Source organism: Paenibacillus sp. FSL M7-0656, assembly GCF_038003225.1.
GTDB classification, from domain to species: domain Bacteria; phylum Bacillota; class Bacilli; order Paenibacillales; family Paenibacillaceae; genus Paenibacillus; species Paenibacillus amylolyticus.
In genome coordinates, this window is record NZ_JBBOOT010000001.1 from 1,169,088 (window position 1) to 1,182,784 (window position 13,697).

Annotated in this window: 14 protein-coding genes; 3 read left to right on the top strand and 11 right to left on the bottom strand. The window is 45.4% G+C overall.

Annotated features, from left to right (window positions below; genetic code table 11):
• Nucleotides 1-41: 41 nt before the first annotated feature.
• From MHI01_RS04955 to MHI01_RS04975, 5 genes are all read right to left on the bottom strand, one after another.
• Entirely contained in the window at nucleotides 42-887 is an 846-nt protein-coding gene (locus MHI01_RS04955; protein ID WP_315372795.1) for a class I SAM-dependent methyltransferase, read from the bottom strand.
• Between the two features lie 149 nt (nucleotides 888-1,036).
• Nucleotides 1,037-1,909: a UTP--glucose-1-phosphate uridylyltransferase GalU gene (gene galU, locus MHI01_RS04960; RefSeq protein WP_340982660.1), complete on the bottom strand. Its 873-nt coding sequence runs from the start codon at nucleotides 1,907-1,909 to the stop codon at nucleotides 1,037-1,039.
• A 57-nt stretch (nucleotides 1,910-1,966) separates the two neighbouring features.
• Nucleotides 1,967-2,359 (bottom strand): GtrA family protein, encoded by a 393-nt coding sequence (locus MHI01_RS04965; protein WP_315373367.1) that lies wholly within the window; start codon nucleotides 2,357-2,359, stop codon nucleotides 1,967-1,969.
• Nucleotides 2,352-3,338 carry a glycosyltransferase family 2 protein gene (locus MHI01_RS04970; protein WP_076327735.1) on the bottom strand — a complete coding sequence of 329 codons (987 nt, stop codon included), beginning with the start codon at nucleotides 3,336-3,338 and terminating at the stop codon, nucleotides 2,352-2,354. Before MHI01_RS04970 ends, MHI01_RS04965 begins: the two co-directional genes overlap by 8 nt.
• Nucleotides 3,339-3,387: 49 nt before the next feature.
• Complete coding sequence (locus tag MHI01_RS04975; protein WP_083677390.1) at nucleotides 3,388-5,553, bottom strand: glycosyltransferase family 39 protein; 2,166 nt, start codon at nucleotides 5,551-5,553, stop codon at nucleotides 3,388-3,390.
• 225 nt (nucleotides 5,554-5,778) lie between these two features.
• Between MHI01_RS04975 and MHI01_RS04980 the strand changes: the two genes are divergently transcribed.
• Both MHI01_RS04980 and MHI01_RS04985 read left to right on the top strand, forming a co-directional pair.
• Nucleotides 5,779-6,462 (top strand): response regulator transcription factor, encoded by a 684-nt coding sequence (locus tag MHI01_RS04980; RefSeq protein ID WP_036670730.1) that lies wholly within the window; start codon nucleotides 5,779-5,781, stop codon nucleotides 6,460-6,462.
• Nucleotides 6,462-7,979 carry a sensor histidine kinase gene (locus tag MHI01_RS04985; RefSeq protein ID WP_340982661.1) on the top strand — a complete coding sequence of 506 codons (1,518 nt, stop codon included), beginning with the start codon at nucleotides 6,462-6,464 and terminating at the stop codon, nucleotides 7,977-7,979. The genes MHI01_RS04980 and MHI01_RS04985 overlap by 1 nt, the downstream gene beginning before the upstream one ends.
• A gap of 623 nt (nucleotides 7,980-8,602) precedes the next feature.
• On the opposite strand, the gene MHI01_RS04990 is transcribed toward MHI01_RS04985, so the two are convergent.
• A complete protein-coding gene (locus MHI01_RS04990) occupies nucleotides 8,603-9,313 on the bottom strand; it encodes an SDR family NAD(P)-dependent oxidoreductase (RefSeq protein ID WP_340982662.1) in 711 nt (236 codons plus the stop codon).
• A 102-nt stretch (nucleotides 9,314-9,415) separates the two neighbouring features.
• Here MHI01_RS04990 and MHI01_RS04995 point away from each other — a divergent pair, with 102 nt between their 5' ends.
• Nucleotides 9,416-9,775, top strand: a complete 360-nt coding sequence (locus MHI01_RS04995) for a MerR family transcriptional regulator (protein ID WP_076249478.1) — start codon at nucleotides 9,416-9,418, stop codon at nucleotides 9,773-9,775.
• A gap of 180 nt (nucleotides 9,776-9,955) precedes the next feature.
• Here MHI01_RS04995 and MHI01_RS05000 read toward each other — a convergent pair whose 3' ends face one another.
• The 5 genes from MHI01_RS05000 to MHI01_RS05020 all read right to left on the bottom strand — a co-directional run bounded on the left by MHI01_RS05000 (nucleotide 9,956) and on the right by MHI01_RS05020 (nucleotide 13,591).
• Nucleotides 9,956-10,537, bottom strand: coding sequence for a GNAT family N-acetyltransferase (locus MHI01_RS05000; RefSeq protein ID WP_282321585.1), 582 nt, complete (start codon nucleotides 10,535-10,537; stop codon nucleotides 9,956-9,958).
• Between the two features lie 35 nt (nucleotides 10,538-10,572).
• Entirely contained in the window at nucleotides 10,573-12,030 is a 1,458-nt protein-coding gene (locus tag MHI01_RS05005; RefSeq protein ID WP_340982663.1) for a S8 family serine peptidase, read from the bottom strand.
• A gap of 122 nt (nucleotides 12,031-12,152) precedes the next feature.
• Entirely contained in the window at nucleotides 12,153-12,647 is a 495-nt protein-coding gene (locus tag MHI01_RS05010; protein WP_340982664.1) for a GNAT family N-acetyltransferase, read from the bottom strand.
• A 33-nt stretch (nucleotides 12,648-12,680) separates the two neighbouring features.
• A complete protein-coding gene (locus MHI01_RS05015; protein WP_074094880.1) occupies nucleotides 12,681-13,142 on the bottom strand; it encodes an NUDIX hydrolase in 462 nt (153 codons plus the stop codon).
• A gap of 149 nt (nucleotides 13,143-13,291) precedes the next feature.
• On the bottom strand, nucleotides 13,292-13,591 hold the full coding sequence (locus MHI01_RS05020; protein WP_017688728.1) for a hypothetical protein: 300 nt from the start codon (nucleotides 13,589-13,591) through the stop codon (nucleotides 13,292-13,294).
• Between the last annotated feature and the right edge of the window lie 106 nt (nucleotides 13,592-13,697).

The following is a 13,697-nucleotide window of genomic DNA, read 5'->3' on the forward strand; positions in this document are numbered from 1 at the left end:
ATGAACTTTTATCTTATAATATACTGCAAATAGCTATTTCTTTACTGCTTTTTGGCAACCATCGCATACGTTCCCAGTGGGCTCCCGGGCCCCGAGACATGATGTGTCTTAAGTAATTTCAGTTCGGAAAGAAGAAGTGTCTTTACTTTGTCCGGGATCGGAAGCAGTTTCAGTTCCACAGGCGCTTCTGCCAGTGTCATTTCGGTTTCCCAGCGACCGTCCTGCAGCTCGGGAGAATGGATCGAATTCTCTTCCTTAATCGTCCAGCCTGCCGCAGAGACAAGCTCTTGGATGTCCTCCGGTGTAAAGAGCGTGCGCACATTGGAGAAGCTGTTCTCCTTGTAACATTCGACCTGGGACTGAATCAGAACGGATAACCAATGTGAGAGCTGGCTCACATCTGTAACTCGGGCATCCCATTCTGCAAAACATAACTGATGTCCCCACGTCCTAACCTTGCTAAGAATCTCAGCGAGTTCGGCAAACGATTTCAAGTACCAAGAACAATGGGAAAGTACGATAACATCAAACTCATTCTCGGCGAATTGAACCTGATCACTTAAAATGTCGAAATCATAATCCATTCGAATTCGATCACCCAGTGGAGATCTCCGCAGCTTGGCTGCCGCTTCGCCTACGGTCAGCGGTGTACCATAATCCTCTGGTGCAATATCTACACCATGAACGTACCCGTGCTCCCCCACCAGATGTGCAAGCACGGCCGTTGTATCTCCCTGACCACACCCGATTTCCAGAACCCGGCTGCCTTCCTGTATCCCCCAAAAGAGTCCCAGTTTCATCCGATGCTCGGTCTGAATGTACTGAATGGCGGCGTTGTCCTCCACGTCCATATACTTAATAAGGTCCCTGATGATAGATTCATTCATGATTCCTCACTCCTCAAAGAGCAACTCGAACTTCTTGCTAATTGTAGCGTTACTGGAATAATTGTACAACACTGGAGTCTATGACAGAACCATGGCACGGAGGAGAACTCGTCCTTTAGCAGATCTAAACCTCTGCTACATATCAATTCCTATGCCAACTGAGTTGCAAGCTTCTGAAGATAGGGTGTCAGCATGGGCTGTAATTCCTTGCGCAACAGTCCGATCTCCAAGATCGCCTGAATATATCCGAATTGATCGCCTATATCGTAGCGACGCCCCTCCAGTTCAAGGGCCAACAGTTCCTCCACCTGACTTACTTCTTTCAAGGCATCCGTTAACTGATATTCCCCTCCAGCACCTCTCTCGATCTGATCCAGAATAGGAAAGATGGAAGGTTTCAGAATGTATCGTCCCATTACGGCTGTTCGGGATGGCGCTTCTGCAAGAGAAGGTTTTTCGACCAGATTGGTGACCCGGTGAACCCGGTCCTCTGCACCATTCGAATCAATAATGCCATATTTGCTCACATTTGCCGCGTCTACCTTACGAACACCAATGATCTGGTTGCCTGTCTTTTCGTAGAGATGAACCATCTGTGCAAGTGCAGGCGGATCAGACACCATTATGTCATCTCCCAGCAGTACAGCGAAGGCATCATCCCCTACAAATTGCCGTGCACACCCAATGGCATGCCCCAGACCCAGTGGTTCCTTTTGACGAATAAAATGAATATTTGCCATCTCGCTGATGGCCTGCACCTCTTCCAGTAAAGACTGTTTGCCCTTGGCATATAAAGAGTGTTCAAGTTCAACCGATTTATCAAAATGGTCCTCTATGGATTTTTTGTTGCGTCCAGTCACAATGAGGATATTCTCAATTCCTGATTGCACTGCTTCTTCAACAATGTATTGGATGGCCGGTTTGTCTACAATCGGTAACATCTCTTTGGGCTGTGCTTTGGTCGCTGGCAGGAAACGGGTTCCGAGACCCGCTGCCGGAATAACTGCTTTTTTAATTCGCATATCATCATAGACTCCTTTCATTTGCTTCTTATAACCAATAATGCACGCTGTGGGCAGCTAAGTAGCGATACGAAACACCCAATATCTGCTGGCTATATAGTTCAGAACCATCCCCATCAAGGTCGCCAGGATTTTACTCATCACGAGACTCCAACCCAGCATGTCTTGCAAAGTCATCAGAATGAGAGCGGATAACGCAAGAACGATGAGATTGGTGATTAGAAAACGAACAAGTTTCGCTCTATCGCCGCCCCCTCGTGCCGTATCTCGAAAAGTCCACCTGCCGTTCAGCCAATAACTGTTCGCAACACCGCAGCTGTACGAGATTACTTGAGCCATCAGAACCGGTACACCGCCCACTGCAAGCAAAGCAAACACCACCGCATCTACTGCCGTATTCGCAACACCCACAATACCGAACTTGAAGAGTGTCACCAGACGCTTAGTCATGATGAGCAACTCGAACTGTCAATTGGGATTTTGCTTGCTGGCCCTCGGCCTGCACCACATCTCTCACAATGTATAGCGGACGCGCCTTGGTCTCATCATAGATGCGGCCCACGTACTCGCCCAGAATGCCCAGCATGATCAGGATGAATCCGTTAAAGATCAGCATGATACTTACAATGGATGGCCATCCCTTAATCGTTGAATCCGTAAAGATGGCCGAAACAATAACCGTTAACATATAGATGAATCCGCCAACCGACAGGATCGCACCTACATAACCTGCGAGCTTGAGCGGTTTATACGAAAATGAAGTAATGCCGTCCAGGCTTAGTTTCAACATGCGTTTCAGCGGATATTTTGTTTCACCTGCCAGACGTTCATCACGTTCATATTCAATCGCAGTCTGACGAAATCCGACCCAACTGACCAACCCCCGCACAAATCGGTTTTTCTCCGGAAGACGTTTCATCTCATCACATACTTTGCGGTCAATCAGGCGAAAATCTCCGGTGTCTACCGGGATATCCGTATCCGTTGAAGCACGAAGTACACGATAGAACAGACTCGCCGACCATTTCTTAAAGCGAGTTTCCCCACTTCGTCTGGTGCGACGGGCATATACGACTTCATAGCCCTCTTTCCATTTGGCGATCATATCCAGTATCAGTTCGGGAGGGTCCTGCAGATCCGCATCAATAATAACCACCGCATCCCCCACTGCATAATCCATACCAGCTGTTATCGCAATCTGATGTCCGAAGTTACGGGCAAAATCTATCAGCTTCACACTCTCGTCCCAACGGGCGTAATCACGGATCATCTGTGCACTTCGATCCACGCTGCCATCATTAACAAACAACAGTTCATAACTCTCTCCTGTGCTGCCCATGACCTTCTTCAGACGCCGATAAGTCTCCTCGATCACCGCTTCCTCGTTATACATGGGAATAATAATGCTGTATCGGTACGCGTGAGCCATGTTTGTCCCCTCCCTTTTCAATGGACTTCGTTCGAGATTTTTATTTCGTCTACAATTTCACTTCATACAAAGTCGTCTGTCCGCCAAATCCGAATCCAAATCCAAGTCCAGCTTCATTCTCCGTGTCTCCGTTATCCATAGTTCCGCTGTCCGTACCTGTCTTCCACTCTGACGTTGGAATCTCGGTTCCGTGCTCTTTGATCCAATCGCTAATATCTGAGTTTCCTCCGCGCCCACCCATGCCACCAACCATGAAGTATTTCACTTGCCCGCTCTTGACGAGTTGCTCCAGTTCCTCCGTTGTGTACACCGGGTCTGACCCTGAGAAACCTCCAAGCGTAATGACCGCTGCTCTTTCATCGATGATATAAGGTGCTGCCTGATTATAGTCCGTAGTAGCGAAGAGATACGTTTCGCCTGTATTGTGCTCCTTCAGATAATTCAGTGTGGCTGTATCCACTTCTTCGTTACGGTTGCCCATTCCGCCACGGCCACCCATTGTAGGCATTTCTGTGTCTCCTGCACCGTTACCCATCGGCATGCCCATTCCTGCTCCACCAAACATACCATTGGAACCAGTAGGTCCTGCTGCCGGAATCATGCTGTTGCCACCATAAGTTATTGGGGTGAATGCCCAGTAGATTGGACCAATCAGCATCACTATGAATCCCGCGATAATGAAGCCCTGTTTCCATTGATGTGTGCGATGAAGCATAACGATTAGGATGACCGTGACCAGAATGCCTGCGATCAATTCACTAATGGACCAGCCTGCACCAATCGTATCGTTATACACCTGCATGATATACCAGCCGAACAGAGTCGTCAGCAACACGGACACCGGAAGCAACCATGCCTGCCAGCCATTGCGATCACGATATGACTTCCACATCGCTACAAATCCTGCGCCAGTCAGCGCCGCAATTGGAGGTGCAAGCATAATCAGATAATACTGATGGAAGAAACCTGCCACACTGAAAAAGGCAGCAACGGGAAGCAGCCAGGTCAGCCAGAACAAGGCTTCCTTGTGCTTGTTGGTTATATTTCTCCGTCTTAATCCTGCAAATATGGCAATGCATCCAAGCAGCACAACTGGCAGAAGCCAGCTAGCTTGGCCTGACAGTTCAGTCTGGAACAGACGCAGAGGACCTTTCTCCCCCGTACCAAACATTCCGCCCATGCCTCCGCCGAAATCTCTTCCGTTTGGCATTTCCATATCATTTGGCATCTGCCTGTTCGGGAAATTGCCATTCGAACCATTCATGCCGCCCATGGTGTTCAAGCCGTTCGAACCACTCATATTATCGTTATTCGGTGCATTGACATCTTGCCCAACGCCAGGAACATCACTGCCTGTCTGATTAGGACCTGAAGACGAGTCTCCTCGATTGCCACGATTATCTCCCTGTCCCATACCATTTGGCATACCTGCGTTACCTGCAGTATTCTGCTGACCCGTTAGGCGAGCCAGACCATTGTATCCAAAGGCGAGTTCCATGACCGAGTTTGTTTCACTGCTGCCGATATAAGGCCGCTCGTCTTCGGGTATAGAATCCACAGTGACCGCCCAGGATAAGGAAACCACCGCCAGAACCGCTGTGCTGCCGATCAGCAGGATGATCTTCCTTCTCCATTTCGCCTGAAATGCAATCAGATAAAACAAGTAAAAAGCCGGGAGAATCATGTAGGCTTGAAGCATTTTCATATTAAATGCTACGCCTATTAACCCAAAAGCAACCAGAATGCGCCAAGTACTGCCTTGTTTGCTGCCTTTGAACAAAAACCATGAACCCAGCAGTAGTGTAAACACCAACATGCTGTCAATATTGTTGGTACGGCTGACTGCCGCCACGACAGGCACAGTCGCCAGCACAAGTGCCGAGATTCGTGCTGCTGCAAGACCATATGTAGGTTTCACCATGAAATAGATCAGGAGCACCGAACCGATTCCCGCTAATACCTGCGGCAAAATAACGCTCCATCCGTGCAATCCGAAGACATAGGCAAAGGCCGTCTGGATCCAGAAGACAACAGGTGGTTTATCTACAGTGACCGAGCCTGCCGAGTCGAGTGAAGCATAGAAAAAGTTATGGAAGTTGCTGAGCATACTCCCAACGGCAGTCGTATAATAGGAATTGGCATATTGATCGTTCCAGATGCCGTACCCATTCAGAAATGCCGCCAGTAATACAATCGGCAGAAGGACAAGATCCATCCTTCTTTTGATGTTATTCAATGTTAATCACTCCTTCAAAGTTCTTCATGTCTAGTATTGTGACATGCCAAAATAAAGCTGGGATGAGTGCCCGCTGAATGTTGTCTGAGGATAATTCACAATCCTTTCAGCTAAATTTCAGTTTGGCAAGCGATAATACTACATACAGTCCCTCCGAAGTGAGGGAGAAGTCTAGATGAAACGGGCAAGGAGAGAAAGCATATTATGAAGCTTAGCAGCGGAATTAAAATACTATTGGCTGATGATGAACCACATATTTTACAATTTCTAGAGCTTGGATTAAGCAATGAGGGCTTTGATGTGCGCACCGCACCCGATGGAGCCGCTGCGCTTGAGTTGGCGCTTGAATTCAAGCCACATATGGCTATTCTGGATGTCATGATGCCTGAGATGGATGGATTCGAAGTGGTCGAGCGTCTGCGTAAGACCGGTGCCGAGGTTGGTGTAATTATGCTGACAGCGAAGGATGAAGTCGAGAATCGGGTTAAGGGCCTTTGGTTAGGTGCTGACGATTACATGATCAAACCCTTTGCCTTTGATGAGCTGCTCGCCCGGATTCAGGCCAGACTGCGGAATCAATTTCCTTTATTAATAGGAGCCGTCACCCACGGTCCCTTCCGAATTGATGATCAGCGCAAAGAAATCACCTATCAGAATCAGGTCTTGGAGTTATCTCCTACCGAATACGAACTGTTAAAATTTATTGTTCTTAATCATGGGATTGTGCTTAGCAAAGCGACCATTCTGAGCCGGGTTTGGGGGTATGATTTTGGCGGGGAAGAAAATATTGTGGAGGTATACGTTCGTTCCTTGCGCGACAAACTCGGAGATAAAGAGCATAAACTCATTCGCACACTTCGAGGTGTCGGGTACAGGGTGGATCTCTGATGAACTCGCTGCCAAAGAAAAATAAACTTCGTTTAAGACGTCTCCACCACTGGATCTGGCCTCATTCACTACGTTCTCAATTGCTCTCACGTTCTTTGTTCGTGCTTGCCGGGCTGTTATTGTTAATCGGTATTCTGCAATTCTGGATCATGGAAAGCTTTCTCTACCGGAATCAGGCAAAAACCATGGAAGAACAGCTCATGTCCATGCCCCCGGTTTGGCTCGGTATCCAGTCACGTAACGGCTCTTCCAACAATCCTTTTGGTGGACAGGTAGGAAACGGGTCTGGTAATCGGGTGTTGTTTATTCCTGACCGTTCACTAGCCCTGTTTGATAACCAAGGTACGTTCGAGGATGTTTTTGGGGAAGACGGTCTGAAAGCCCCTCAACTATCATCCGCTGAATATCAGGACATTACAGATGAGTTGAAAGAACAAAAACACATTCCCTACGAGATCGTCACGGATAGCCAAGGGAATGAGCAATTGATTGTATTCGCTTCACCCGGTCCACGCAATCGTGGTTTACCAATGGTGCAGATGGGCACGGCTACAAAGCCACTGAGAGACTTGATTATTAAACAGCTTCTGATCTTCATCATGTTATCGCTGTTGGCCATGGTAGCCGGTCTTGTTCTATACACTAAGGTATTACGCCGGACGCTGGTTCCCCTGTCCAACATGGTGAATAAAGTACAGCAGATCGATGCAGGCAGCCTCGCAGAACGGCTTCCCGTCATTCAGGGACAAGAAGAAGTGGATCAGCTCGCAGTTTCATTTAATGGCATGCTTGAAAGACTGGAGAATTCGTTTGAAGCGGAGCGGGAATCGAAAGAGCAGATGCAACGTTTCTTGTCTGATGCTTCTCATGAGCTTCGTACCCCGCTCACCTCCATTCACGGTTTCATTGAAGTTCTACAGCGGGGTGCAGCGACCAATCAAGATCAATTGTATAAAGCACTGGACAGCATGCACGGCGAATCGGTGCGAATTAACAAGCTGGTTGAAGATTTGCTGTTACTAACCAAGCTGGATCAGGCCCCAAAGCAGGAGCGGGAGGTCATTCAGCTGGATAGTCTGCTGCTCGAAATGCAACCACAACTTGCCATGATGGCTCAACAAAGATCCATTCATCTCGATTTGACGGCTGAAGTATATGTACTGGCTGACCCTTACAAGCTGAAACAGGTTGTGCTGAATCTGTTCCATAACGCGGTGCAGCATACCGATCCTGAGCATGGAGCCATCTCCATAACATTATATGCCACGCATCATAAGGCTGAATTATCAGTGAAAGATAACGGCACAGGCATTGAACCTGAACATCTGCCGCATATCTTTGAGCGATTTTACCGCACAAGCAGTTCTCGTTCGCGCAAACAAGGTGGCGCAGGTCTCGGTCTCGCCATTACCCGCTCGATTGTGGAGTCGCATGGTGGGAATATTACCGTACAAAGTCAGGTAGGCGTGGGAACTGAATTTATGATATTAATGCCGTTGTATAAGGCTGATGTCTAGGCTGAGCGTCGGCTGCAAGTAGGCTATACGTAAGCTATAAGTTGGCTATACGCAGCTTTACGTAAGATCTACTTGATCATTACGCAAGCTCTAGGCAAGCTCTCCAAACGATGCTCATCTTCCATTTTAATTCCGGCTTTTCATTGCATGACGAATTCCCCCACTCATTTCGGTTGAGGAATGAATGGGGGATTCTTTTTTTGTATCCGATTGGGTAGAGTGGTAGCCCAATGGCTTTCGGGCTAACGAATCTGAGGCGTCTTATTCGAGCATTTGAAGCGTCCGCAGAGATCTAATGAACCTGAGCCACGTTATATTAGAATAAACAACCGTTTACTGCGTTTTTCTCAGGGGATTTCAGAAAATAGCGTGTCTGATGTTCCTTACAATTTAAGAAGCGTACCTAGAGGCCGAATAAGACGTTCTGAGTTCGTTAGAAAATCGTCTAGGCATTCACTAAGATTAGCCAGGATCAGCCATCTTGGACCTTAAGACTTTTGAGACCTTGGTATCCATCATCGTATAGCTTGCCTAAATTTGAATATGAGTTTGAGTTTGAGTTTGAGTTTGAAGATACACGCTAAAATTCATCCCGTTCTATCGTTGCTTTTGGCAACGGCGGATTACCAAGGGTACACGCCATTTTCATCTAGGAACTCCCCGTTATGGCGTTTACCATCCGTCGCATAGTGCACGATAATCGCAGCGCCGGCTTCTTTTGATTTACCGCCTTCGGCATTGCCATTAAGATCTGTTGATGTAAATCCGGGCGTTACTGCAAAGACTTGCGCCCTGCTGTTTTTGAGTTCATAAGCCATCGAAAGTGTCATGGCACTGTTGGCCGTTTTGGATGAATTATAGTCGAAGGCATTTAAAGTAAATTCCGCATTTTGCATATGGTCCAGAGAAGCCATGTCAGTTGATACATTAATGATTGTGCCTTCATTATTTTTGATTAACGGGAACAATCGCTGATTCAAACGGAAGGTGCCGAAAAAGTTCACTTCAAAGGCGTTCCGTAGATCTTCCTCTTTTGTATCCGTAAAGGAATGAGAGAAAGCACCCGGCATACCCGCGTTATTGATCAGAAGATTTATTGCAGGATAACTCTTGTGAATCGTATCGGCTGCCTGCTCAATGCTCTTCAAGTCGCACATGTCGATCTGTACAAATTCTACATCTAACCCCTTGGAAGTTAACTCTGAGACAGCTGCTTCCCCCCGTTCGACACTACGTGCGCCAAGGATAACTTTCCAACCGGCTTCACCCAACTGCTTGACGATTTCATATCCAATTCCTTTATTTGCTCCGGTTACAAAAACAGTCTGTTTCATGCGAATCCTTCTTTCCATAATTTGATTTATATTGAACAATGTATAAGTTACTATGCTACACTTAGTGTAGGTCAAATTATTTTTATAAAAAGGGGGATTAACATGTTAACGATTGGAGAAGTAGCAAAAAAAGTTGAAATCTCCATTGGAGCGATCCGCTTTTATGAAAGAAAGGGACTGCTAAAACCTGCTGCACGAAATGAGCAGAATAACCGTCTTTATTTGGAGGATGATCTGAACTGGCTGGTTTTTATCAAATGCCTTCGCGAAACCGGGATGAGTGTGGAAGACATCAAAAAATATTATGATCAGGTCAACGAAGGAACCTCCACGCTGAAGGAAAGAACCAAGCTGATTGAGGATCAAAAGCAAAAGTTGCTGAATGATATAGAGGAGAAAAAAGCGCAGCTTGTTCATTTGGATAACAAACTGGAGCGCTATTATCGAGGAGAAAATTATTAATATAAGCCTTATGCTATAGATTAACCTTTTGCATTTATGTAAGGGAGCACGTATCCTAACAAGGTTTCCTCAGTAGCTTCTTAAAATAAATACAAAAAAGATCAGACAGCCAGAGCAATAACTGTCCAACCTGATCCGAAACTTTCATTTTATAGCCCTTCACTATGGGACTACGTTCTATTAAAATTGGCCTTGTTGCTTACGCAGGTGGTAATGGTTATACTTTTCATCCTCGATCTCGATCGAGCTGACCCGTTCAAAATTACATTTCTGTATCACCTTATTAGATGCTGGATTGGTAGTCAAAGCGATGGCATTTAACACTTCCACGTTTGTATGTTCAAACAAATACTCCGTCATTCCTTTGAGCGCCTGCGTGGTGTAACCACGATTTCTGAAGTGTTTCGAAATACCGTACATAATCTCCCGATTGGATGCTGGCAGTTCGTCCTTAATCCCTGAGCAACACCATCCTATAAACTCATCATTTTCTTTGAGTACGATAGCCATACGTAAGCATAAATCTCCGATGTCTCCTCCCGCCACCACAGCTTGTTTAAAACGCTGATTCTCAGGAATTTCATATTCGGTGAGCCACAGGCTCCTATCTTCAATCGTAGCGTTCCATCCCGGTAAGAATTCATACACCTCGGGTTGCCACGTAATTTCTTGCAGTTTCTTCAAATCCTCGAGTCGATACTCACGTAAATAAATATCCTTGCAATCGATGATTAATTCATCAGTTTGTATAGGTTGGTTCATAAGGTTGCCTCCACATTTTAATTTACATTACATCATTATAGAGCCGTGTACCATTCCCTTAAAGGCAATGCCTTGATATGTATAGCGTCAGGGTCTTGGGTTTTTTCGAGTTGGGGAAAATACTCTGGATATTGAGCCAAATATTCGCTAACACACCATCGAACCGACCAGTTAATATCTGTTGACCATTTTATCCAATTGTGTATTTCCTCCTTTGGAGCATTTTGCAATAATCCATGCATATACCATCCACGCACTCCTCCTTCTGTTTCATGCTTTAAATGCACCCAATACAACTTTCGCTCTTGTTCATTCATCGGTTCGCCGAGGGTCGATACTGCAATTTTACGAACAATAGCGGATGAATCTTTCGTGAAACTCCATAACTCTTCACGTGATAATTCGTCCCTCTCAACTAAAACTGTTAAAGAGAGCGCTCTTTCGGTATCATCGATTGAATGAATTGCGCTATAGAGATTTTGATTTTTTATACTTATCATGGGTAAAGTTTTTTTTATGTACCTTGGCTTATCTGCCCTGTTCATATAACGAATTGTATTCTCAACATTAATTCGAGGAGCCAGGTTATCATTACCCTCAAGTGGTTCTCCATGCTCGACTAACAAGTGTCTTAGCATCTCCGCACTTAGACTCGGAAATTGGGAGAACAAATGGGCCGCAACACCAGCCACAAGCGCAGCCGATCCAGAGGTGCCCCCATAAAAAGATACGCGCTGACCAGAATCTTCAGTTTCATAAGAGGGGATTGTAAGGTGTAGTCTAGGCGCTAATATATCTGGCCTAAAGTGGCCATCTCCATTTCTACCATAAGGTTCATCAGGGAAAGGAACGTGTAATGAACGATCGGCCTTTCCACGATCAACGTAGCCTCCTACTGCTAGATATTGTATTGGAGGCATGATGTTATTTAAACGTGTATTTCCATTCGAACAAATAACCAAAATGCCCTGTTGCACAGCTGTCGCCAATGCTTTAACCGTTGAGTTTTCACTCGTATTTTTAAGATAAACTTCATTATCTAATGCCTGCCAACCACTACTTAAAATAATTTTAATATTCCATTCGACCCCATGTTCAAGAATCCATTCCATTCCTTTTTTCAGACGTTCTCCTTCTCCAGTTGTAAATGCGCCATGATCTAAAACGATTAATGTTGCTGCTGGTGCAATCCCGACGTGAATTTGTTCCTCTAACAGAATAGGTTCATGAGCTAAAGCCAGTACACTCATAAGGCCATGTTCACCTTTCCGATTATCCTCCTCCCTGTTCATAGATGAAATGTCTCGCACAGAGACAGTCATATTTTCATGTACGGCAACACATTTGATTCGTGTATTTAAGTGATTTACGAGATGATGTGGTTTAATTGAATCGATAATTACAATCCCCACACCCAGACCAGAAGTGTGAAAATCAGGTTGTTCAGCAAAACCTAACCTTTTCCATGTCGGATCGGGTATTGCTCTATCCACACGATCACCTCAGATTTGATATCATTAGAATACTCTCTCGCCTTCCGCTTAAAGTACATTATCATTCATCCAACTAAAATCGGCAGATTTCGAGCTCTCTGGCGATCTTATTTATACTAGAATCATACAAGGCCCTCTTTTTCCATAAACTCATCTTTGGTTAATCCAAAGAGGATCATATCCTGGTATTTTCCATCGGTGTAGATCACCTGGCGACGCACACCTTCCTGAATACATCCAAGTTTTCTCATCATGGCTGCAGAAGGTTCATTTCCTTCGAGTACAGAATCATTGAATTTGTTGAGCCTACGCTCGAAGAAGGCATACTTCAGTAAGATTCGTACGGCTCTGGTCCCGTATCCTTTTCCTCGATGATCCCTGTCAATTTGAATGCCAATGCTAAAGGTACCGTTCCTTTCATCAATGCTGTTCAGATTCACACCTCCGACATTTTCACCATCCATATTTACAATTGTAAACATGATCCGTCCTTTGGCTAAAGAAAAATCAGAGAAGTTTTCCGTGAAACTCTTCGCTTCAACATGGGTTGGCGGCAACTCTACTGCACACTCTAATAACCGACGGGCGGGTGTATCAAAGAGGTCGATCTCTCTCAATTCGCCGCCCCCTAGATTATTTTATCTCCAACTTTAAGATCCATCTTTATGGCTTTTCAGATCTTCTATAATTTGCTTATGCGTAGACAAGAAATGTTCTGGTATAGAATGTATATCAAAAAATCTTGTTTCTATGGATTCTTCACTTTCTATTATAGTTCCAGAAAAATCTTTGCTTTTAAACATCACTTGCACTAATGCAACTTCATCTCCATTACCATAAACCACTTCGTACTGGGGCCCAGAATATATCGAGAATAAATCCATGGAGTTCAGTATTAGACCAGTTTCTTCGTAGACTTCTCTCTTGGCTGTCTCCTGGACACTTTCTCCCATCTCCATAAAACCACCGGGAAATCCCCAGAATCCATTATCCGACCGTTTCTGCAATAGAATTCTTCCAGCCTTATCGAACACGATTGCTCCTGAAACCACCATGATCACTTTGGAATTACCAACAAATGACCTCACATACTTAATATAGTCTTGCTCCATGGACCGTCTCCTTAGCTTGTTTTATATAGAATATAATAACCCATAATGTGGAATTGGAGGAGATTTGTTTTCATTAAACACAACGAAAATAACCCCCGAACAGGATAAAACCTGTCGGAGGCTACGCTCTAATTTATATCAAAATCCCTTTACGATTCTTCCGTATATTGAGGCTTGGACACGTTATCCGGAACCGTTTCGTCAAAAACATCCTGACCTGGATAATCCCGTACTTCTCCCTCGTGAAGCTCATGATTTTCATAATCAAAACGATGTGCAGACCGCTGGTCCACCCGCCACGGAGAACTTTTCCCAAGAGACTCGGATAGTAAAGATGAACCGTAAGGGCCCTCCGGGAATTCTTCGAGTGTGATATCGTTTCGCTGCGACTCCACCGTAGACACATCGGTATATTCTTGCCGTTCTTCTCGCAAAAACTTATCTTTCATCGCTTATCCCTCCTGATCCACTTCAGATGACCAACGTCCACTTATTGTGAGCGAGGACAAACGCATTTATGCATGATCTTTGGAAAACACTGCGTTTAGGTTTTGT

What these genes read in the sequence shown, in the direction of transcription:
- MHI01_RS04955 (WP_315372795.1), bottom strand. Translation starts at nt 887, where the DNA reads ATGAATGAATCTATCATCAGGGACCTTATTAAGTATATGGACGTGGAG.
- MHI01_RS05000 (WP_282321585.1), bottom strand. Translation starts at nt 10,537, where the DNA reads ATGAACCAACCTATACAAACTGATGAATTAATCATCGATTGCAAGGAT.
- MHI01_RS04970 (WP_076327735.1), bottom strand. Translation starts at nt 3,338, where the DNA reads ATGGCTCACGCGTACCGATACAGCATTATTATTCCCATGTATAACGAG.
- MHI01_RS04985 (WP_340982661.1), top strand. Translation starts at nt 6,462, where the DNA reads ATGAACTCGCTGCCAAAGAAAAATAAACTTCGTTTAAGACGTCTCCAC.
- MHI01_RS04980 (WP_036670730.1), top strand. Translation starts at nt 5,779, where the DNA reads ATGAAGCTTAGCAGCGGAATTAAAATACTATTGGCTGATGATGAACCA.
- MHI01_RS04990 (WP_340982662.1), bottom strand. Translation starts at nt 9,313, where the DNA reads ATGAAACAGACTGTTTTTGTAACCGGAGCAAATAAAGGAATTGGATAT.
- MHI01_RS04965 (WP_315373367.1), bottom strand. Translation starts at nt 2,359, where the DNA reads ATGACTAAGCGTCTGGTGACACTCTTCAAGTTCGGTATTGTGGGTGTT.
- MHI01_RS05020 (WP_017688728.1), bottom strand. Translation starts at nt 13,591, where the DNA reads ATGAAAGATAAGTTTTTGCGAGAAGAACGGCAAGAATATACCGATGTG.
- MHI01_RS04995 (WP_076249478.1), top strand. Translation starts at nt 9,416, where the DNA reads ATGTTAACGATTGGAGAAGTAGCAAAAAAAGTTGAAATCTCCATTGGA.
- galU (WP_340982660.1), bottom strand. Translation starts at nt 1,909, where the DNA reads ATGCGAATTAAAAAAGCAGTTATTCCGGCAGCGGGTCTCGGAACCCGT.
- MHI01_RS04975 (WP_083677390.1), bottom strand. Translation starts at nt 5,553, where the DNA reads ATGGATCTTGTCCTTCTGCCGATTGTATTACTGGCGGCATTTCTGAAT.
- MHI01_RS05015 (WP_074094880.1), bottom strand. Translation starts at nt 13,142, where the DNA reads ATGGAGCAAGACTATATTAAGTATGTGAGGTCATTTGTTGGTAATTCC.